This window comes from Streptomyces sp. NPDC014894, from assembly GCF_043080985.1.
Taxonomy (GTDB): Bacteria; Actinomycetota; Actinomycetes; order Streptomycetales; family Streptomycetaceae; genus Streptomyces.
The window spans coordinates 131638-153156 of the sequence record NZ_JBIBWD010000008.1; the positions used below are offsets into that span (position 1 = coordinate 131638).

At 73.3% G+C, this 21519-nt stretch carries 13 protein-coding genes; 5 read left to right on the forward strand and 8 right to left on the reverse strand.

Annotation, left to right across the window (positions count from 1 at the left end; translation table 11 throughout):
* Window positions 1-10 precede the first annotated feature (10 nt).
* Window positions 11-2278 (reverse strand): ATP-binding cassette domain-containing protein, encoded by a 2268-nt coding sequence (locus tag ACF089_RS20400; protein ID WP_392028421.1) that lies wholly within the window; start codon window positions 2276-2278, stop codon window positions 11-13.
* 105 nt (window positions 2279-2383) lie between these two features.
* Between ACF089_RS20400 and ACF089_RS20405 the strand changes: the two genes are divergently transcribed.
* The gene (locus ACF089_RS20405; RefSeq protein WP_392028423.1) at window positions 2384-2800 is read left to right on the forward strand and encodes an SRPBCC family protein; all 417 of its coding nucleotides are present in this window, start codon (window positions 2384-2386) and stop codon (window positions 2798-2800) included.
* A 41-nt stretch (window positions 2801-2841) separates the two neighbouring features.
* Here ACF089_RS20405 and ACF089_RS20410 read toward each other — a convergent pair whose 3' ends face one another.
* Together ACF089_RS20410 and ACF089_RS20415 are read right to left on the reverse strand one after the other, a co-directional pair.
* Window positions 2842-4056: an MFS transporter gene (locus ACF089_RS20410; protein ID WP_392028425.1), complete on the reverse strand. Its 1215-nt coding sequence runs from the start codon at window positions 4054-4056 to the stop codon at window positions 2842-2844.
* A gap of 175 nt (window positions 4057-4231) precedes the next feature.
* Entirely contained in the window at window positions 4232-6037 is a 1806-nt protein-coding gene (locus ACF089_RS20415) for an amino acid adenylation domain-containing protein (RefSeq protein WP_392028427.1), read from the reverse strand.
* 468 nt (window positions 6038-6505) lie between these two features.
* Here ACF089_RS20415 and ACF089_RS20420 point away from each other — a divergent pair, with 468 nt between their 5' ends.
* On the forward strand, window positions 6506-8572 hold the full coding sequence (locus ACF089_RS20420; protein ID WP_392028429.1) for an anthranilate synthase family protein: 2067 nt from the start codon (window positions 6506-6508) through the stop codon (window positions 8570-8572).
* A gap of 315 nt (window positions 8573-8887) precedes the next feature.
* Complete coding sequence (locus ACF089_RS20425; protein WP_392028431.1) at window positions 8888-9370, forward strand: MarR family winged helix-turn-helix transcriptional regulator; 483 nt, start codon at window positions 8888-8890, stop codon at window positions 9368-9370.
* 111 nt (window positions 9371-9481) lie between these two features.
* Here ACF089_RS20425 and ACF089_RS20430 read toward each other — a convergent pair whose 3' ends face one another.
* Together ACF089_RS20430 and ACF089_RS20435 are read right to left on the reverse strand one after the other, a co-directional pair.
* Complete coding sequence (locus tag ACF089_RS20430) at window positions 9482-10735, reverse strand: 3-deoxy-7-phosphoheptulonate synthase (RefSeq protein WP_392028433.1); 1254 nt, start codon at window positions 10733-10735, stop codon at window positions 9482-9484.
* 85 nt (window positions 10736-10820) lie between these two features.
* Entirely contained in the window at window positions 10821-15524 is a 4704-nt protein-coding gene (locus ACF089_RS20435; RefSeq protein ID WP_392028435.1) for an amino acid adenylation domain-containing protein, read from the reverse strand.
* Between the two features lie 795 nt (window positions 15525-16319).
* Here ACF089_RS20435 and ACF089_RS20440 point away from each other — a divergent pair.
* Both ACF089_RS20440 and ACF089_RS20445 read left to right on the forward strand, forming a co-directional pair.
* Window positions 16320-16595: a hypothetical protein gene (locus tag ACF089_RS20440; protein ID WP_392028437.1), complete on the forward strand. Its 276-nt coding sequence runs from the start codon at window positions 16320-16322 to the stop codon at window positions 16593-16595.
* Window positions 16596-16888: 293 nt separating this feature from the next.
* Window positions 16889-17746, forward strand: a complete 858-nt coding sequence (locus tag ACF089_RS20445) for an enoyl-CoA hydratase/isomerase family protein (RefSeq protein ID WP_392028439.1) — start codon at window positions 16889-16891, stop codon at window positions 17744-17746.
* A 104-nt stretch (window positions 17747-17850) separates the two neighbouring features.
* On the opposite strand, the gene ACF089_RS20450 is transcribed toward ACF089_RS20445, so the two are convergent.
* The 3 genes from ACF089_RS20450 to ACF089_RS20460 all read right to left on the reverse strand — a co-directional run bounded on the left by ACF089_RS20450 (window position 17851) and on the right by ACF089_RS20460 (window position 21508).
* Window positions 17851-18618 carry a FadR/GntR family transcriptional regulator gene (locus ACF089_RS20450; protein WP_392028441.1) on the reverse strand — a complete coding sequence of 256 codons (768 nt, stop codon included), beginning with the start codon at window positions 18616-18618 and terminating at the stop codon, window positions 17851-17853.
* A gap of 411 nt (window positions 18619-19029) precedes the next feature.
* On the reverse strand, window positions 19030-20484 hold the full coding sequence (locus ACF089_RS20455) for an NAD-dependent succinate-semialdehyde dehydrogenase (RefSeq protein WP_392028443.1): 1455 nt from the start codon (window positions 20482-20484) through the stop codon (window positions 19030-19032).
* A gap of 118 nt (window positions 20485-20602) precedes the next feature.
* On the reverse strand, window positions 20603-21508 hold the full coding sequence (locus ACF089_RS20460) for an NAD(P)-dependent oxidoreductase (protein WP_392028445.1): 906 nt from the start codon (window positions 21506-21508) through the stop codon (window positions 20603-20605).
* Window positions 21509-21519 lie beyond the last annotated feature (11 nt).

Consider the following 21519-nt stretch of genomic DNA (forward strand, 5'->3'; position numbering starts at 1 on the left):
GGGCGCGCGGTCAGTCGCGGGTGGCGGCTCTGAGGTGTTCGGCGGTGAGGGAGTCCGGCGCGGCGAGCAGTTGGGCCGGGGTGCCCTCGAAGACGACGCGTCCGCCGTGGTGTCCGGGGCCGGGGCCGAGGTCGATGACCCAGTCGGCCTCGCGGACGACGTCCAGGTCGTGTTCGACGACGACCACGGTGTTGCCGCCGTCCACCAGCCGGTTGAGCAGGTCGAGGAGGCCCGCGACATCGGCCATGTGCAGTCCGGTGGTCGGCTCGTCGAAGAGATAGAGGTCGCCCGCCTCGTGGAGGCGGCCCGCGAGCTTCAGCCGCTGTCGCTCGCCGCCGGAGAGGGTGGACAGCGGCTGGCCGAGGGTGAGATAGCCGAGGCCGACGTCGTGCAGGGCGCTCAGCCTGCGGAGCACCTTGTCGTCGGTGAAGAAGTCGAGGGCGTCGTCGGCGGTGAGGGCGAGCACCTCGACGACGGTGCGGCCGTCGAGGCGGTGGGCGAGCGCTTCGGGTCGGTAGCGCAGGCCGTCGCAGGCCTCGCAGGTGACGGTGACGGGGTCGAGGAAGGCGAGGTCGGTCTGGACGACGCCGCGGCCCCGGCACTCGGGGCAGCCGCCGTCGGAGTTGAAGCTGAACAGACCGGGGTCGACGTCGTTCGCGCGGGCGAAGAGCCGGCGCACGGTGTCCATGACGCCGGTGTGGGTGGCGGGGGTGGAGCGCGGGGAGATGCCGGTGGACGACTGGTCGACGCTGATGGCGCGGGGGTGCTGGGCGGCGAGCGCGCCGGAGACCAGGGTGCTCTTGCCAGAGCCCGCGACGCCGGTGACGGCGGTGAGCACACCGGCGGGCACCTCGACGGTGATGTTCCGCAGATTGTGCTGGTCGGCGTCGCGGACGGTCAGGGTCTCGTCCCAGGCCCGGAAGGAGTCCTTGACCCGGGGGGTGCGGCGCAGCTGACGGCCGGTGACGGTGTCGGCGGCGCGCAGACCGGCGGGAGGTCCCTCGTAGACGATCGCGCCGCCGTGGGCGCCCGCGCCGGGGCCCAGCTCCACGACATGGTCGGCGGCGGCGATGACCTCGCGGTCGTGCTCGACGACCAGGACGGTGTTGCCCTTGTCGCGCAGGGCGCGCAGCAGTCCGGTCAGCCGGTGCACATCGCGGGGGTGGAGGCCGACGCTGGGTTCGTCGAAGACGTAGGTGACGTCGGTGAGGCTGCTGCCGAGGTGGCGGACGGTCTTCAGCCGCTGTCCCTCGCCGCCGGAGACGGTGGGGGTGGGCCGGTCGAGGCTGAGATAGCCGAGGCCGATGTCCTCGATCCGGCGCAGGGCGGCGAGCGCGGCGGTCAGGACCGGGCGGGGCGCGGGGTCGTCGACGGCTTCGAGGACGCGGATGAGGTCGCTGATCTCCATGGCGCAGTGGTCGGCGATGGTGTGGGGGCCGATCCGGGTGCGGAGGGCGGCCGCGTTGAGCCGGGCGCCCGCGCACCGGGGGCAGGTCTCCTCGCGGACCACCTCGGCGAGCGCGCGCCGGTCGCGGTCGCCGAGGGCGTTGGCGTCGCGTTTGAGATAGCGGCGGTTGAAGCGGGTGACGACGCCCTCGTACTCGTTGCGGAAGACGCTGTGCCGGGTGCGGCGTTTGACGGAGAATCCGCCGCCGTTGAGAAGCAGTTCGCGTTCTTTCGCGGTGAACTCGGCGATGGGTTTGTCGGGGTCGAAGAGTCCGGACTCGGCGTAGATCTGCCATGAGGCGGTGCCGACGGCGAACGCGGGGAAGGTGAGCGCTCCCTCGTTCAGGCTCAGGCTCTCGTCGACGAGCCGGGCGAGGTCGGCGGCGGCGGTCCGGCCGAGGCCCTCGCAGTGCTCGCACATGCCGCGCGGGTCGTTGAAGGAGTAGGCGTTGGACGGGCCGGCGCTCGGGCGTCCGTAGCGGGAGAAGAGCACCCGCAGCACGGGGTGGACGTCGGTGAGGGTGCCGACGGTGGAGCGCGCGCTGCCGCCGAGGGGTTTCTGGTCGACGACGATCGCGGTGGAGAGATTCTCGATGGCGTCGGCGCGGGGCCGTTCGGCGCGGGCGAGCCGATTGCGGACGAACGCGGGAAAGGTCTCGTTGAGCTGTCGCCTCGATTCGACGGCGATGGTGTCGAAGACCAGGGAGGACTTGCCGGATCCGGAGAGTCCGGCGAATACGGTGAGTCTGCCTTTGGGGATGATCAGGGAGATGTTCTTGAGGTTGTTCTCCCGGCCGCCCCGCACCACGATGTCACCGCTGTAAGGGCTCATGGATTCTTCACCTCCGATTCCCTTGGGGCCACTCTATCGCATATGGTTTCCTCATGGCAATCATCCGGCCGGGGTGGCGGCCTTCCCACACATCGCGAGGATTCCATGTGGACGTATGAGCACACCATCACCACCAGTGCCGCGCCGGAAGCGGTCTGGGGCTGTTACGAGGACCCGGCGCGCTGGCCCGAATGGGACCGGGAGGTACGGGAACTGATTCTGGACCGCCCCTTCGCCGCCGGCGCGAGCGGCACGCTGCATCTGCACGATCTGCCGCCGATCCCCTTCGCGGTGACCGCGGCGGAGCGGTTGGTCGGATTCCGCACCGAGACCCGGATGGCGGACGGCACGGTCATCCGCTTCGTACACCGGCTGAGCGAGGCCGAGGGCGCGACACGGATCACCCACGGGGTGGAGATCGAGGGGCCGTCGGCCGGTCAGGCCTTCGGCGAGACGGTGACCGCGCCGGTTCCGGACACCATGCGGAAGCTGGCGGACGTCGCCCGGGCCGACGGCCGGTAGGGCCCCGGGGGCGGGCCGGCCGCCGGGCCGGGCGGGCCGCATCAGCCCGGGCTCCGCTCGGCGGCCGCGCGGTCCGCGGGCGCCGCCGCCTCCCCGGCGGCGGCGCTCCGCTCCGTACGACCGCCGCCCAGCACGACCGGCAGGACGGCCAGCAGTCCCGCCGCCGCCATTCCGCAGCCGATCCACAGCGGCGAGGTCAGTCCGAGGTCGGCGTCGATGGCCAGACCGCCCGCCCAGGGGCCCACCACCACGCCGACGTTGACCGCCGAGGCGTTGACCGTGGACACCAGCGGCCCTTCGTTGGAGACCTGGATCACCCGGGCGCTCATCACGGGGCTGAGCGGCAGTCCGATCAGTCCGAGCACGGCGACCGCGACCAGCGTCGCCGCCGGATTCCGCGCCACGAGCGCGAACACCGCGAGCACCACGGCCACCGCGGCGAATCCCCAGCCGAGCATCGGCATCATGTACCGGTCGGTGAACCGGCCCATGACCATGTTCCCGATGATCGTGCCGACGCCGAACAGCCCGAAGAGCCAGGGCACCGCCGAGGACGGGAAGCCGGTGACGTCCACGAAGATCGGCGAGAAGTAGCTGTTCGCCGCCATGATCGCGCCGATGATCAGGGCGTTGGTGCCGTACACGCCCCAGAGCGGGCCGTTGCGGAAGGCCGAGATCTCCGCCCGGAGGTCGATCCGGCCCGGGGCCGTAGAGGTGGCGGGCACCAGCCGCGCCACGGCGAGCGTGCTCAGCACGGCGAGTCCGGCCACCGCCCAGAAGCTGGCCCGCCAGCCGAAGTGCTGGTCGACCAGGGCCGCGGCGGGAAGCCCCACGACGTGCGCGACCATCAGCCCGCCGAAGAGGGTCGCGAGCGCCCGGCCGTGCCGCGCGGGCGGGACCAGCCGTACGCACACCGCGACCGCGATCCCGAAGAACGCCGAGGCGGCGAGCGCCGTGACGATCCGGGCGACGACGAGCACCCAGAACTGCTCGGCCAGCGCGCCCAGCACCTGCCCGGCCATGAAGACCGTGAGCAGACCGAGCAGCGCGGCCTTGCGGGGGACGCGCAGCAGCGCGACCGTCAGCACCGGCCCGCCCACCACCATGCCCAGCGCGTAGACGGAGATGAGGTATCCGACGGTGGACACCGAGACGCCGAACTCGGCCGACAGACTGGGCAGCAGACCCGCGATCATGATCTCCGTCGTATTGAGACAGAAGACCGCGATCCCGAGAACGGTGATGGCAACAGGCATGAGGATTCCACTTTCACTGTCCCGGCCGGGCGTCCGCGCGGCGGGGCGGCCGGGGCGGTGTCCGCCCCGGCCGGGTCATCCAGAAGGCTCCCGGGCGCGGGAGAGATGGTGCTCCCGCCGGCCCGGCGGGAGAGCGTGGGCTCGTACCGGACCGGCGGGAGGGGGCGTGCTCGTGTCAGCGGGCGGCGGACCGTATGCGCTCGATGTGCCGCGCCAGTTTCTCCGCGCTGTCGTGGCGGAAGATCTCCTCGACTCCGACGTCCACGCCGAAGACCGTGCGCAGACCGGCGGAGAGACGGACGAAGTGCAGTGAGGTGCCGCCCTGTTCGAGGAAGCCGTCCTCGGCCGTGCAGTCCTCCCGGCCGATGACGTCCTGCCAGGTCCGCAGCACGGCGGAGACCAGGGGGCTCGACGGGCGGGCGGCGGGCGCGGGGCCGCCGCGCCCGGCCTCCGGGACCGTGAGCCGGGCGCGGTCGATCTTGCCGTTCACATTCACCGGGAACGCGTCGAGCCGGTGGAAGGCGGAGGGGATCATGTAGTCCTGCACCGTGTCCCGGAGATGGCCGACGAGTGCGCCGGGCGTGGGCTCGGCGCCGTCGCGCGTGGTGTAGAAGGCGACGAGTTCCTTCTGCGAGACCGCGTCGCCGGTCGCCTTCACCACCGCCCGGTCGATGTCCGGGTGGGCCCTCAGGGCCAGTTCGACCGCCCCGGTCTCCACGCGATAGCCCCGGATCTTGACCATGCCGTCGGTGCGCCCGACGAGGACGATGTCCCCCTGGGCGGTGGTGCGCGCGCGATCGCCGGTGCGGTAGAGCGGTTCGCCGTCCGGGCGGTGTACGAACCGCGCCCGGGTCAGGGCCTCGTCGCCGGTGTAGCCGAGGGCGACGCCCGAGCCCCCGATGCACAGCTCGCCCAGGACGCCGGGCGGGCAGGGGCGCAGCTGTTCGTCGAGGACCTCGGCGGTCATGCCCGGCAGCGGGCGGCCGACCGGCACCGGCTCCGAGGGGCTGAGGGCCGAGGGATCGGTGTGCACCGGGTGGACGGCGACGAGGGACGAGCCCTCGGTGCATCCGTAGACGTTGTAGACGGCGGCCGGGGTCGCGGCGACGGCCCGGGCCAGATGGCCGGGCGAGGGGAAGTCGCCGCTGACGGTGATGACCCGCAGTCCCGCGAGGCTGTGCGGGTCGTCGTCGACCAGCAGGTTGAAGAGTCCGCAGGGCAGGCTCAGAAAGGTCACTCCGTGCCGCTCCAGGGCGGCCCGCAGCTCGGGCACGGTGGGGACCTTCGGGGGCATGACGACGAGCCTCGCGCCGTGCAGCAGGCTCTGCCAGATCTCGATGGTGGAGGCCGCGAAGGAGAACGCGGCCTGCTGGAGGAAGCAGTCGTGTTCGGTGATGCGCAGTTCCTCGCTGTGCCCGGCGAGCCGGGCGAGGCCGCGGTGGGCGATGCGCACGCCCTTGGGGGCGCCGGTCGAGCCGGAGGTGAACAGGAGCAGGGCGGGGTCCTCGGCGCCCACCGGCGGCTGCGGTTCGCCGAGGTCGTCCGGGGCGTACGAGGCGGCCCGCGCGGCGAGTTCCCCGACGGCGAGGCCGGGTGCTCCGGCGCCGAGGCCCTCCGCGCTCTCGTCGTCGCGGTGCACGACCAGGGCGAGACCGGCCTCCCGGGCGACGCGCCGTACGACGGGCGCGGGGTGGGCCGGGTTGAGCGGGACCAGACAGGCGCCGGCCTTGAGCACCGCGAGCATCACCACGTACAGCTCGATCGAGCGGACGAGATGGAGGCCCACCCGGTCGCCGGGGGCCACGCCGGCCAGTCGCAGCGCGCGGGCGGTCCGGCCGGAGCGCCGGTCCAGCTCGGTGTACGTGAGGCGCTCGTCGCCGTACTCCAGCGCCGTTCTGCCGCCGTGCCGTGCCACGACGTCCGCGAAGGCCCCGGTGAGGGTCCCGGCGACGGTCACATCCGTCCGTAACGCTCCAGGCATGCTCCGACTCCCTGTCATCGCTGATGCTTCCGAAAATTCCCGAACACGCTGTGCGAACGTTCCCTCGAATCGCCGACGCATGCCCTGCCGACGTTGTTTTCTTTCAGGAAACTACCTTCAGCGCATCGCATGACCGATGTCAAGCCCGCCTCGTCCCGCACCGCCGTCGCGCATACGCCACGACCGGCAGGGCGCGGCCGGCCGAAGGGCGGACCGGCCGCGCGGACCCGGCCCCGGCGACATGTCGCACGGCGAAGTCGCGGGAGCGGCGCGGAAAGTCCGCGCCGAGCCGGAGGAGGGCGCCGGCCGGGACGTCACGGATACCGGCCGACCTCGTACGCGCCACACCCCGGACAGCGAGTCGACAAAGAAGATACCATCTGGTTTCCTATTGGAAATCATTAGAAGAATCGCCCAGTCCCCCAAGAACGCACCCCTCTCCGTCCGCCGGTATTCAGGAGGCGTTTCATGACCAGGCCACCTCTTCGCCCGACGCAGCCGCCCGGCCCCTCGGCCCGGGAGCTGATCGGCACTCTCACCTCCGGCCCCCGGCCGCCCGCCTTCGCCCTGCTGAGGCGCGCCTCGCCCGCGACCGGCCGCCCCGGCCCGGTCGAACTGCTGCTGGGCACGGTCACCCGGGTCGAGCGGATCGCCGACATCCCGCTCTCCCCCGACGGCGAAGGCCCCTCCGCGCTCGCGCTCGTACCCTTCCGGCAGATCGGCGAACGCGGGTACGCATGCCATGACGACGCGACCCCGTTGCAGGTCCTGGCCGTGGAGGAGAGCCACACCCTCGATCCGGCCGAGGTCCTCGACGCCCTCCCCCAGGCCCGGGCGGCGCTGGGCGACGCGGCCTTCGACCTCGACGACGACGCCTACGCGGACGTCGTACGGCGCATCATCCGGGAGGAGATCGCCCCGGGCGCCGGGGCCAACTTCGTCATCCGGCGCGACTTCACCGCCCGGATCGACGGCTTCGGCCCGGCGGAGGCGCTCACCCTGTTCCGCAGGCTGCTGACCGCCGAGGCGGGGGCCTACTGGACCTTCTGCGTCCACACCGGCCCCGAGGAGTCCGGCGGCGACGGCCGCACCCTGATCGGCGCGAGCCCCGAGGCCCATGTCCGGGTGCGCGGCGGCCAGGTGGTGATGAATCCGATCAGCGGCACCTACCGCTATCCCCCCGGCGGACCGGACGCGGAGAGCCTGCTCGCCTTCCTCGGCGACCCCAAGGAGCGCGACGAACTCTCCATGGTGGTGGACGAGGAGCTGAAGATGCTCTGCTCCGTCGCCGACCGGGACATCCACGTGCGCGGCCCCTATCTGCGGGAGATGGCGCATCTGGCGCACACCGAGTTCGAGATCCGCGGGCACGGCGCCCGCGACGCGCGCGAGGTGCTGAGGCGCACCATGTTCGCCGCGACCGTCACCGGCAGTCCGCTGGAGAGCGCCTGCCGGGTGATCCGCCGTTACGAGCCCTCGGGCCGCGGCTACTACGCGGGGGCGCTCGCCCTCTTCGGCCGGGACGCGGAGGGGACGCCCTGGCTGGACTCGCCGATCCTGATCCGCACCGCGGACATATCCGCCCGCGGTGAGCTGCGGGTCTCCGTCGGGGCGACCCTGGTGCGCGACTCCGATCCGCGCTCGGAGGTGGCGGAGACCCACGCCAAGCTCGCCGGGGTCCTCGGCGCGCTCGGGGTCGCCGACCGGCCGGCCCCCGGGCGCGGGAGCGAGACCGGGCGCGGGACCGGGCGCGGGACCGGGAGCGAGCCGCCCGCCGCGTCGCTGCGCACGCCCGAGGTGCTGGCCGCGCTGGCCGGGCGGCGCGGGAATCTGGCCCCGTTCTGGCTGGACCCCGCCCGGTGCGCTCCCGGTGACCGGGCGGGGCGGCGGGGGACCCCCGAGGAGGTGCTGCTCATCGACGCCGAGGACGACTTCACCGCCATGCTGGCCCATGTGCTGCGCTCGGCCGGGCTGCTGACACGGGTCCGCCCGTACGACGATCCGGGGCTGGGCCGGGCGCTGGACGCGCACCGGGGGGCGGTGCTGCTCGGCCCCGGACCCGGCGATCCGAACAGCGGCACGGACGCCCGGATCGGCGCGCTGCGCTCCCTCGCCGCCGAACTGCTCGGCCGGGCCCGCGCCGGGGGCGGCCCGCTGGTCGGGGTCTGCCTCGGCTTCCAGCTCATGTCCGCCGCCCTCGGGCTGCCGGTGCGGCGGAGCGAACGCCCCTTCCAGGGGGCGCAGCGCACGGTGACGCTGTTCCGGGAGCCGGTGACGGCGGGTTTCTACAACTCGTTCTCCGTACGGGCGGGCGCGGAGCGGGCGGATGCGCTGCTGGCGGAGGGGGTGGAGCTGTCCCGGCACCCGGCGACCCGGGAGGTGACGGCGGTGCGCGGGCCGGGGTTCGCCGGGGTGCAGTTCCACCCCGAGTCCGTGCTCAGCCTCTCCGGCCCTCGGACCCTGCGGTGGCTGCTCGGGGAGGCCCGCCGGACCCGTCCCGGCGCGGCGGCCCCGCAGGGGGCGGCGGCCCGGTGAGCTGAACCCGGGCCGGGGCGGGCTCCGGTGGGCGCACGGGCCGGCGCGCCCACCGGAGCCGTCCGCTCCGTCGCCGTCGGCCGTTCCGTCGCCGGGAGCCGTTCCGTCGACGACCGCCCCGCCGTCGGCAGCCCCGCCGCCCGCCGTTCCGCGATCACGACGGGCAGGACTCGGCGGAACGGGCCTGCGGTAAAGTGTTTTCCATACGGAAAGGATGCAGGGGTGGTGCGGCCGGGTGCCCCGGACCGTCCCGTACCGTGGCGCGGCGCGCCCCGCTCCCCTGCCGTCCGCCCGCGCAGAAGTGGAGTGAGGCAGATGACCGGATCGCGGACCGCACCGGCGGCGGCGAAGAGCGGGACGCCGAGCCTGGAGGACGCGCTGTCCTTCCTCCAGTGCGTCCTGGTGGCCCGGCGCACCAGCGCCAGCCCGGAGCCGATCAGCTGGCAGCAGTACGACGTCCTGGAGCTGCTGCGCATCCGGGGCGCGATGACTCCCTCGCTGCTCAGCGCGTCCCTGGGGGTGTCCCGGCAGACCGTCTCCAAGGCGCTGCGGGTGGTGAAGGACCTGGGGCTGGTCGAGCAGGCGGCGCTCGGCGACGACCGGCGCGAGCAGACGACGTCGCTGACGCACAAGGGGCATCTCTTCCTCTCCCGCAGCGCCCGCGGCCGCCGGGAGAACGCGCAGGCGGCGATGGGCGCGCTGGGTCCCGGCGAGCAGGAGGCGTTCGCCGAGATGTGCCAGAAGGCGGCGGACGCCATCAAGGAACTGCTGCACGAGCGGCCCGCCGGCCGGGGCTGACCGTCGGCCGGCGGGCCCGCGGCCCGGACCGCCGCGCGGCCGGGAACGCGGGGCACGGCGCGCCGCGGACACCGTGGCCGGACGGCGGTACGGTGACCGGGGCGCCATCGCTCAGCGCGACCCGGTGGGGCCGGCCGTCCCTTCGGCGGCGACCCGTTCGCGGGCGCCCTGCTGCCAGTGGGCGGCCACCGCGACCGCCTGCATCAGATTGAGCCTCGGATCGCACAGGGTGCGGTAGCCCGGGCCCCGGGCGGGGGTCACCCCGGCCCCGGCGCACTCGCCGATGTCCTGCGGCGAGGACTCGATATGGAGTCCGGCGCAGACTCCGCCGCCCTCCGAGACGGCGGTGAGGAAGCCCCTGATCTCGTTCATGATGTCCTCCAGCCGGCGCACCTTCAGCCCGTCGCCGTCCTGGACGGTGTTGCCGTGCATCGGGTCGCACATCCACAGCACCGGGTGGCCGCTGAGCCGCACCTCCCGCACCAGCGGGGCCAGTCGCGCGACCTGGGACGCGCCGAACCGGGCCACGAGGGTCAGCCGGCCCGGGGTGCGCCGGGGGTCGAGCAGGGCGCACAGCTCCCGTACCTCCCCGGCGGTGGTGCGCGGACCCACCTTGCAGGCCACCGGGTTGTCCAGCCGGGCCAGCAGCCGGACATGGGCGCCGTCCGGCTGGCGGGTGCGCTCGCCGATCCAGGGCCAGTGGGTCGAGGCGAGATAGTGGCCGCCGTCGCCGGTGGGGCGGATCAGCGGAGCCTCGTAGTCGAGGAGCAGCGCCTCGTGGCTGGTCCAGATCCGTTCCAGCGGATCGGCCCCCGCGCCCCGGCCGAGGGCGTCGAGCGCGCGGTGGGCGCGCCCGGCGGCCGTGTGGCACTCCAGCATCCGCGCCGGGTCCGCCCGCCGGGCGCGCGGGGTGGGCTCCGGCCCGTTCACGATGGGCCCCCGGAAGACCGGGAGGGTGAGCCCGTCCCTCGTCTCGTACGGCTGGGAGCGGGGCTTGGCGAACTGGCCGGCGAGCCGGCCGACCCGTACGACGGGACGGTCGGCGCCGACGCGCATGATGTCGCCGAGGACGTCCAGCATCTCGGCCTTGGGGGCCACATCGGCGACGTCCGAGTCGGCCGGGTCCTCCGCGCAGTCGCCCGCCTGAAGGACGCACAGCTCGCCCGCGGCGACCCGGGCCAGCAGACCGGAGAGCTGCCGTACGCCGGGCCAGGCGACGGGCGCGCGGGCCTGGGCGAGCCGGGCGCGCGCGGACGCGGCCCGGTCGGGATCGGGCCAGACGGGCTGCTGGCGCGCGGGCAGGGCGAGGGCTCTGTCCAGTTCGGCGCGGCTGCGGCGGACTGCGGTCGGGACGCGCTCGGTCACGGTTCGTTCCCCATCTTCTTGAGATCCCGGCGCCGCCGGGGCGGCGCCGGCTCGGCGTCGCGCGGCGAGGGCCGCGCGGCGGGGTTCAGTCAAGCTCGCCGGTCTCCCGGAAGAAGCCGATCATCCGGGCCACGGCCGCCGCGTCGATGGGCGGATACTCCATCCCGGCGGCGCGCAGCGCCCGGGTGGTCGCGTCGTTGGCGTAGGTGTTCTCGCCCAGCTCCAGCGCGCCTTCGCGGAAGAGGGGCGCGGTGGCCGCGAGGGCGTTGTCGCCGTCGGCCTCCGCCGTCTCCTCCAGCCGCCGGAACCAGGCGTCGGGAGGGACGATGTCCAGCGGCCGGCCGCTCTCCCTGATCGCCGTGTGGACGACGTCGAAGGAGACCGGGCGGGGGTGGAACAGATGGAAGGTCTCGTCGGGCCGGTCCGTGCGCCGGGAGAGCGTCACCAGGGCGCGGCTGACGAAGTCGACGGGCAGCAGATCGGTCCTCATGGTCTCCGGGGGCGGTGCGGAGCCCAGTTGGACGAAGCTCTTGATCTGCCGCCAGAAGAAGTCGTCGGCCTGGCAGGCGCCGGTCGCGCTGTCCCCGGCGATCCGGCCGATGCGGTAGACGGTCACCGGCAGCCCGCGGTCGCGGGCGAGTCCGGCGAGCCGTTCGGCGACCCATTTGCTCTGGGTGTAGCCGATGCCCAGCCGGCTGTCGTCCTCGGGGACGCTCCGCTCGGTGATGGCTCCCGCGTGCCCGGCCGGGGAGAAGACCGCGATGGTGGAGGCGTAGTGGAGCGGCACCGGCCGGCCCGTGGACGCGCACAGCTCCAGGACGGCCGTCATCCCGTCGACGTTGGCCGCCTTCACCAAGGCGTAGGGGGCGACGAAGTTGATGTGCGCCGCCGCGTGGTAGACCGCTCCGACGCGGGCGGAGAGGGTGTCGTACGCCGTGTCGTCCATCCCGAGGCGGGGGGCGGCCAGATCGCCGGGCACGGGGACGATCCTGGGGTCGTCGAGGTCGTGTCCGAGGCGGTAGCGGCGGGCGGTGTCGGCGAGCCGCCGTCGGGCGGCCGTCTCGTCGGCGGCCCGGACGAGGCAGTGGATCCGGGCGCCGGTGTGCTCCAGCAGGTCGCGCAGGAGATACGCGCCGAGGAAGCCGGTGGCTCCGGTGAGCAGGATGTCGTCGCTCTCCCGGGTGAGCCGGCCGCTGTCGGCGGCGTGGTCCGGGGGCGTCGCGGGGCCGGTGACGGTGTCGGGGAGTTCGATGTCCGCGCGCAGGTCGGGCCGTGCGTCGCGGGTCCCGGGCGCGCTGTCCCCGGGCGCGCCGTCGCCGGCGGCGGTGTTCCCGGCGGCGAGGCGGGCCTCCACGGTGGCGGCCATCCCGGCGACGGTGGGACGGGCGAGGAGTTCGCGCAGTCCGATGTCGGCCCCGAAGTCGGTCCGGATCCGGTAGACGAGCCGGGTCGCCAGGATGGAGTGGCCGCCGAGGGCGAAGAAGTCGTCGTGGGCCCCGATGCCGCCGGTCTTCAGCAACTCGCCCCAGCGGTCGGCGATCTCGCGCTCGGCGGGGGTGCGGGGCGGGGTGGACGCCGTCCGGTCCGCCGGGTCGAAGAGGGCGGGGAGCGCCTTGCGGTCGATCTTGCCGCTGGGCGCGGTGGGGATACGGTCCAGCCGGACGAAGTGGGAGGGCAGCATGTAGTCGGGCAGCACCTCGCCGAGCCGGGCGCGCAGGGCGGCGGTGTCGGCGTCCTCGTCGGCGGCGATGAAGGCGACCAGCCGCTTGTCCCCGTCCGCCAGGGGCACGGCGGCGACGGCGGACGCCTCCACTCCGTCCAGGCCGTTGAGCGCGGACTCGATCTCGGAGGGCTCGATGCGGTAGCCCCTGACCTTGACCTGGCTGTCCACCCGTCCCAGGTACTCGAAGTCGCCGTTCGCGCCGATCCGGGCCAGGTCCCCGGTGCGGTACAGCGGCAGCGCGCGGTCGGCCCCGGGGGCCCGGGCCCCGGAGGCGGTCGCGCCGTACGCCAGGAAGCGCTTCGCGGTCTCCTCGGGCAGCCGGTTGTAGCCGGGCGAGATCAGCGCGCCCCCGAGGTGGAGTTCGCCGGTGACGCCGGGCGGCACCAGATTGCCCGCGCCGTCCAGGACCAGCATCGAGAAGCCGGGCAGCGGACGGCCGATGGAGGCGGCCTCGGCCCAGACCGCGGGATTCTCCGACAGCCGGTGGGCGGAGATCACATGGGTCTCGGACGGGCCGTACATGTTCCAGAGCCGGGCCCGCCGATGCTCCCGGAAGAACTCCCTGATCTGCGGGGAGACCACGAGCTGTTCGCCGGTGGACACGACTTCGCGGAGCGCGTCCAGGCGCAGCCCGGCCGAGGTCGCGAGGGCGGCCAGCTGCTGGAGCGCGATGTACGGGAAGTAGGCGCGGGCGACGCGCTCGCGGCCCATGAACTCGGCGAGGCGGTGCAGGTCCCGGTAGAGGTCGTCGGGGATCAGGACCAGGGTGCCGCCCCCGCAGAGGGTGCCCAGGATCTCCTGGATGGAGACGTCGAAGGACAGGCTCATGTATTGGAGGGTCCGGTCGCCGGGACCCACCGCCGTCACGGAGAGCTGGTACTCGATCAGATTGGCGATGGTGGCGTCCGTCAGCACCACGCCCTTGGGGGCGCCGGTGGAGCCGGAGGTGTAGATGACGTAGAACTCGTCGTCGGGCGTCTTGACCGGGCCAGGATCGGTCACCGGGTGCTGGGCGATCTCGGCGGCCGACTCGTCCAGGCGGAGGAGTTCCGGTCCTGCCGGGAGCCGGCCGGCGACCGCGGACTCGGTGACCACGAGCCGTACGCCGGCGTCGCGCAGCGCGTACCCCGTGCGCTCCTGGGGGTAGGACGGGTCGATCGGCACATACGCGGCGCCGGACTTGAGGATGCCGAGCAGCCCCACCACCATCTCCGGCGACCGCCGCAGGAAGACGCCCACGCGGGAGCCCGCGCCGACGCCCCGGGCGCGGAGCAGACGCGCCAGCTGGTTGGCGCGCTCGTCCAGACGCCGGTAGGTCAGGGAACGGTCGCCGTGGACGAGGGCGGTGGCGTCGGGGTCGCGGGCGGCCCTGTCGCGGAAGCGGTCCATGACGGGCCGCAGCACGGGCGCGGCCCGGGGCCGGGTGCAGCGCGCCAGCAGCCGCCCCTCCTCGGCGTCGTCCAGCAGCCGGACCCGGCCGAGCGGGGTGGCGGGCCGGTCGGCGAACTGGGTGAGCACGGTGCGGAAGTGGCGGCCCATGGCCTCGGCCGTGCCGGGGTGGAACAGGCTCGCGTCGTACTCCAGGATGCCGGTCGCACCGCCGTCGCCCGCGCCGCCCTCGATGAGCAGGGACAGGTCGTACTTGGCGTTGTCGCTGCCGTACAGCTCCGCGTCCATGGGGAGCCCGAGGCGGTCGAAGAGTCCGGCGTCGCCGTCGGGCATGACGAACATGGTCTGGAAGACGGGAGGGTGGCCGGCGCTGCGCTCGGGCTGGATCCGGCGGATGATCCGGTCCAGGGGGGCGTGCTTGTGCCGGAGGGAGGAGACGACGTCGTCCTTGGTCCGCCGCAGCAGCTCCCGCAGCTCCGTCCGGTCGTCGAAGCGGTGCCGGGTGACGACGGTGTTGACGAGATAGCCGACGACGTCGCGCAGGGCCGGGGTGTCGCGGAGCGAGGCGGGGCTGCCGATGAGGACCTCGGGCTGGCGGGTGTACTTGTGGAGCAGGACCGCGTACGCCGAGAGCATCAGCATGTACGGGGTGACGCCCTCCGCGGCGGACCGCCGCCGCACCCGGTCCATCAGCCCGGCCGGGAGGGTGAAGCGGTGGCTGCCGCCCTCGTGGGTGCGGACGGCGGGGCGGGGTTTGTCCAGGGGGAGATCGAGCAGCGGCAGCGGGCCCGCGAGCTTCTCCTGCCAGTACGGGAGCAGGGTCTCCAGGGGGTGTTCGTCCAGATGACGGCGTTGCCAGTCGACGAAGTCCCGGTACTGCGCGGGGGCCGGGCGGCCGTCGTCCGGGCGGCCGTCGCGCAGCCGCAGATAGGCGGTGAACCAGGCGTCGAGGAAGAGCCCCACGGAGGTGGCGTCGAAGACGATGTGGTGCACATTGCAGAGCAGCCGGACGCGCTCGCGGTGGTCGACGGCGCAGGCGACGCGCACCAGCGGGCCGCCGGCCAGGTCGAAGGGGGTGTCCATGACCCGGTGGAGGATCTTGGCGTACTCCTCGTCGTCGCGGTACCGCTCGACGGAGAAGTCGACGCGGGGCTCGGGGGAGATCCGCTGGACCAGTTCGCCGTCCGCCGTGGCGAAGGTGGTGCGCAGGGCCTCGTGGCGGGCGACGGCGCGGCCCAGGGCCTGTTCGAGGAGGGCGGGGTCGACCGGGAAGCGGGGCCTCAGGACGATCGGCGAGTTGTAGATGGCGGAGTTGGCGACCGACTGGTCGGTGTACCAGAGTCCGCGCTGGCCGTACGAGGCGGGAACCACTCGGTCGCCCGTGCCGTCCTGGCGGGTCGGGGGCGGGGGATCTTCGGTCCGGTCCTGGGCGACCGGGCGGCGTAACTCCTCGACGCGTGCGGCGACTTCCCCGAGGCCGGGCTGCCCGGCTATCTCCTCGGGGCCGATATCGACATCGAGGACACTGCGCAGTGCGGTGGTGAATTCCAGGATGCGGGCCCGCAGGTCACCCTGGCTTTCCCTGTGCTCGGGAACTTCGGCGACGGCAGGGAAGTCCCCCTGTCCGGCGACGCTTTTCCATATGTCCACCACCACGGACTCCAGTGGGCTTGGCACGGCCCCACCGCCTTTCGTTTCAGAGGTCAGGACATAGCTCACACCGAATGATTTCTCTTTGGAAATCAGTATGGTTTGGCCTGTGTAGACGTGTCAAGGACACCCGACGGGCCTCCCGTTCGCACAGTGCGAGAGAAAGGGCTTGCGGCCGCCCCGGCCCAGGAGCGCGGAAAGGGGGCTGACCGGCGGACGGAGCGTTCGGCGGGACCCGCCCGCGAACTCAGGCGGCGGCCCGGGGCTCCCGGCGGTCCCGACGGACCTGACGGAGAGCCTTCTCAGCGGCTCGGCGACAGGGATCCGGCAGGGAACCGACAGGGGTACGGCGAAGAAGGGGCCGCCGACGGAACGTCACACTCCGAGCAGCGTCCGCCGCGAGCGGGCATGACATTCTCCGGCGAACGGGGAACGGAATCGGAAATATCCGCCGCGCCTGCTGGGTCTGATCATGATTTCGGATGTGCCTTCCTGGAGCCACTTCCGGCGATATCTGCCGTCGGCCCCTGCTCCGGATCGACTTCCGCCGCACCGTCGGGTGTCAGGCGGTTCCGCACATGGTGGCGTCGGCACTGCGCGAGTGTTGCACCATCGGCAACCAATGGTCAAGGCTTCCCAGAACGGCACGGAGTATTCCCGGCCCATGGCGTCCTTGTCATTCGGGACGGTCGAATTCACGACGATCACGCGGAGGGGATGCGCCGCCGGGGGCCGCGCGGGCCTTGTGAAGGAGGCGGAGAGGCGCGGAGAGGGAGGCGGAAAGGCGGGAATGGCTGACGTGGCGTCAGCGGTCGGGAGCCGGTGGGGCGGGCGGACGGCGGGACGGGCGACCACCGGGCCGGGCGGCCACCGGGACGGCGGGCGTCCGGCGGCGGAGGCGGGGCGGGCGGCAGGGCCGCCGGGCCGGCCGAGGTGCGGGCCCGGCTCTCGCGGCCGGCCGGGACACGGCTGATCGGGCCTTCCTACGACGCCTCGGACGACGCCGCGCACCACATGTCAGGCGGCTCGCCCGCCCACTGGTTCGACGCCGTCGTCCATGTCGACGAGGTCACCCCCGCCCGCCCGCTCACCGACTGACGACAGACGAGCGAAGCCCCACAAGCGGCTAAGCCACATTGCCACAGCTCCGGAAAAGTCACCCCGTCGATCACCTTCGGGCACTCCTCGGCGAGGACCGGGCGAGAACGAGGATTCGACCAGGTGAAGACCGCCCCTTCGTCACAACGATCAAACCCTTGACCCACTCGTGAAGCATGTGCACACTACAGAAAGTGGATAGGCCACTATGGTGGAAGCCGGATCGCCCGTCGGGCGGTCGCCTAAAGGTCCCACCGTTTCGCATCAGGCGATCAGCCACCGAGGGGGCACCCGTGTCTTTGCAGGAGTTCATCCCCACCCCGCGGTTCGAGGAGTACAAGGAGCGGTTCAAGGACTTCTTCCTCCTCGAACGGACGGACGGCGTCATCGTGGCCCGGGCGCACACGCTCGGCGGCCCGGTCCAGCTGAGCGTCCAGAACCACCGCGCCCTCGGCCAAATGCTCAAAGTGATCGGCGCGGACCCCGAGAACGAGGTGCTCATCCTCGCCGGAACCGGCGACGAGTTCATGATGGACGCGGACCCCGAGGGCTTCGCCCTGGAGGACGAGGACATGCCGCACTGGGCGTACGAGTACGCCTACAAGGACGGCCGGATCAACGTCAGCTCGCTGATCAACGATCTGGAGATCCCCACCATCGGCGTCTTCAACGGCCCCGGCTTCCACTCCGAGATCGTCCTCATGTGCGACATCACCCTCTGCGCCGAGGACGCGACCGTCTTCGATCTCCACTTCGACATCAGCTCGGTCCCCGGCGACGGGATCCACAGCTGCTTCCAGGAGCTGCTGGGCGTCAAGCGCGCCGCGTACGCCCTGCTCACCGGAGAGGCGATCTCCGCGCGCCAGGCGCTGGAGTGGGGCATGGTGAACGAACTCCACCCCCGCGAGGAGCTGATGGAACGGGCCGGGGTCATCGCCCGCCACATCATGAGCCGCCCCCGGGTCACCCGCCGGCTGACCGCCCAGATCGTCCGCAGACCGTGGCGCAGACGCATCACCGACGACCTCGACGGCGGCTTCGGCATCCAGATGTTCGGCCATCTGGCGAAGCGGAAGTCGCTCCACGGCAAGGACCACATCGCCGGGACCGTCGCGTATGTGCGCGAGGGCCGCAGGAACAACTTCGACTGAGCGCCCCGCGCCCCAGCAGCCGTACGCCGACGACCGTGCCGCACCCGGCACGGTCGTCGGCGTACGCGCCGGAAGAACACGCCCGGCGGGCCGCCGGGCCGGAATCAGCCGCTCATCCGCAGATGCCGCGTCATCACCTCGTGGTGGTGGCGCACGGCGTACAGCGCGGATTCCACGTCCCGGTTCCGCACGGCGCGCAGGATGGGCTCGTGGACGGCCGTCAGCGCGGGGATCCGGTCGGGCGCGAGCCAGCCGGGCACCGTCCCGTTGTCGATCCAGGTGCGGTACTCGTAGTTGATGAGCGCGGTGTGCACGCTGTCGAACATCGACGCGAGATAGGTGTTGTGGGAGGCGTTGACCAGCGTCGCGTGGAAGCAGGTGTCGGCGCTCATCCAGGCGGCGGTGTCGCCGCCGCCGCTCTCGAAGCCGCGCAGCGCGCGCTCGGCCTCCGCCAGCTCCTCCTCCGTGGCCCGTTCGATGGCCCGGACGACGCCCGTGGACTCCAGCGACAGCCGCAGCTCGGCCAGTTGAGCCACCGAGCCGGGCTCCACCTCCAGCATCAGGCCCATCGACGCGGCGAGCGTCGCGCCGGGGCGCAGCCGTACATACGCGCCGGAACCGCGCCGGGACTCCACCAGCCCCTTGATGACGAGGATGCGGATCGCCTGGCTCACGGTGGGGCGGCTGGTCGACAGCAGGGCCGCGAGATCGCGTTCGGAGGGGAGCCGTGAGCCGTCCGTCAGCTCCCGGGAGAGGATCAGCTGCTGGACGCGGTCGGCGATCTCCTCCGCCGCGCCCTCCGGGCGGCTGCTCGCGAAGTCCTGGAGAGCCTGCCACGGGCTGTCGGACGGAATCTCCTTCGTGCGTGCCACGGACCCTCTCCTCCACCGGCCGCCCCGCGGCCGGCTGCGGCCCGCGGTGATCCCCCACGCACGTTACACCGGCCCCGCCGTGACGGCGGAACGGCCTCCGCGCGGAGCGGGGGCCGTCGCCGGAGCGGGCCGGACCGGGGGGCGGGTTCCGTCGGTGCGCGCCCGCGAGCCGGGGGCGGGACCGGGGCGAGGGGCGGGCGCGTCGCGTACGGCGGGGGCGCGTCGCGTACGGCGGTGCGCCCGGCGGAGGCGCCTCCCCCGGCACGCCGGGCACATCGCGCACGCCGGGCGCGGGGCGGGCGCGTCCCCCGGGCCGCCGGGTGCGGAGGGAGTGCCGCGCGGCGGAGGACGGAAAGGCCCGGGGGGCGGGGCCGCCGAGCCCCGCCCCCCGGGCCCGCCGCGGGCGGCCTCTCACCAGTCGGCGGCGATGTACTTGGTCTCGGTGTATTCGAGGATTCCCTCATGGCCGCCCTCGCGCCCCAGACCGCTCTGCTTGACCCCGCCGAAGGGAGCGGCCGGGTCGGAGACGACGCCCCGGTTGACGCCCACCATCCCCGTCTCCAGCGCGCCCGCGACGGCGAGCCCCCGCCCCAGATCGCGGGTGCAGACATAGGAGACGAGACCGTACTCGGTGTCGTTGGCGAGCCGGATCGCGTCGGCCTCGTCCCGGAAGCGCACCAGCGGGGCGACCGGGCCGAAGATCTCCTCGGCGAGGATCGCGGAGTCCGGCGCGACCCGGTCGAGCACGGTCGGCTCGTAGTAGTGGCCCCGGCCGGCCGGGGCCCGTCCGCCGGTGAGCACCCGGGCGCCGCGCGCCACGGCGTCCTCGACCAGCTCGGCCACCTTGGTCCGCGCGGCCGCGTTGACCAGCGGTCCGACCTCGGTGCCGGGGTCGAGCCCCGGGCCGACGCGCAGCGCGCCCATCGCGGCGGCGAGTCGGGCGCCGAACTCGTCGGCGACCGACTCGTGGACGTAGAAGCGGTTGGCGGCGGTGCAGGCCTCGCCGCCGTTGCGCATCTTCGCGAGCAGCGCCGCTGCCACGGCGACGTCCGGGTCGGCGTCCTCCAGGACGAGGAAGGGGGCGTTGCCGCCGAGTTCCATGGAGGTGCTGAGGACCCGGTCGGCCGCGGTGCGCAGCAGGGTCCGGCCGACCTCGGTGGAGCCGGTGAAGGAGAGCTTGCGCACGGCGGGCCGGTCGAGCATCGCGGCGACGACCGCGCCGGAGCGGGCCGCGGGGACGACGTTGACCACGCCGGCCGGCGCGCCCGCCTCCGCCATCAGCGCGCCGACGGCGAGCGCCGTCAGCGGGGTCTCGCCGGCCGGTTTGAGCACCACGGCGCAGCCCGCGGCGAGCGCGGGGCCTATCTTGCGGGTCGCCATGGCGGCGGGGTAGTTCCAGGGGGTAACCAGCACGGCCACGCCGATGGGCGCGCGGTCCACCAGGATGCGGCCGCCGCCCGCGGGGGCGTGCTGGACGGTGCCCGCGAGGCGTACGGCCTCCTCGGCGTACCAGCGGAAGAACTCGGCCGCGTAGCCGACTTCGGCGCGGGCGTCGGTCAGGGCCTTGCCGTTCTCGGCGCTGATGAGGGTGGCGAAGTAGTCGGCGCGCTCGGTCATCAGCTCGTACGCGCGGCGGAGGACGGCCGAGCGCTCGCGGGCGGGCGTGGCGGCCCAGCCGGGCAGGGCCAGGGCGGCCGCGTCGACGGCGGCCACGGCGTCGGCCTCCGAGGCGGAGGCGCACGAGGCGATCGGCTCGGCGGTGGCGGGGTCGTGGACGGTGATGCGCCGGCCGTCGGCGCCGGGCCGCCAGTCGCCGCCGACGAGGAGTTCGGTGGGGCACTGCTCCAGTGCTTCGCTCAGTTTCACGGTGCTCGCTCCGGTCGCGGAGGGGGTGGGTGGGGACCGCCGTGCGCGGGACGGTGGCGGGACAGGGCGCTTGTCCCGCACACGGCGGTGTCTGGGGGACCGGGACCGGTCCGCGCGGTCAGGCCCGGTCGTCGCCGCGCAGGCCGGCGGCCGCCGACTCGACCTCGTAGAGCGTCGCGTAGTCCCGCTCGGCGAAGCCGTGGCCGATCGCGGTCTGGATCAGACCGTGGACCATGGCGCTCACGGGCATGGGCACCTCCAGCTCGCGGGCGGCGGTGTGGCCGAGGTCGAAGTCCTTGCGGAGCATCTTGTTGTTGAAGGTGGGCGTGTAGTCGCGTTCGACCATGGCCCGGCCCTTGTGGCGGATGAAGGTGGAGCCCAGCACCGAGCCGTTGATGAAGTCGACGAACGCGGCCGGGGGCACCCCGCCCTTCTCGGCGAGGACGGTGACCTCCGCCAGCGCCTGGGTGATCATGCCGAGCATCAGGTTGTGACAGATCTTCACCAGCCGGCTCTGCTCGCCCGGTCCGGCGTGCACCACGGTGGGCGCGATCATCCTGAGGTACGGCAGCACCCGGTCGTACGTCTCGCGCGGCCCGGAGGCCACGATGGCGCCCATCCCGTCGGCGACCATGTGCGGGTTTCCGCTGATCGGGGCGGCCAGGAAGGCCACTCCCGCCGCCTCGGCCGCCGCGCGCACCTCGGCGGAGGCCTCGGCCGAGACGGTCGAGCAGTCCACGATCGCCTCGGGCCGCCGCTCGCCGTGGAGCAGTCCGCCCTCGCCCGTGGTGACGGCGAGCAGATCGGCGCTCGCGGAGACCATGACGAAGACGATGTCGGCGCCGGCCAGGTCGGCGATCGTGCCGGCCGCCTTCGCGCCGTCGGCCACGAGGGGCGCGGCCTTGGAGGCCGTACGGTTCCACACGGACAGCTCCGCGCCGCCGGCGAGCAGGGCGGCGGCCATCACCGAGCCCATGTTGCCGGTGCCGAGCCAGCCGAGCCGTTCATTGGGGGTTGCGCTCATCGCTCTGTGCC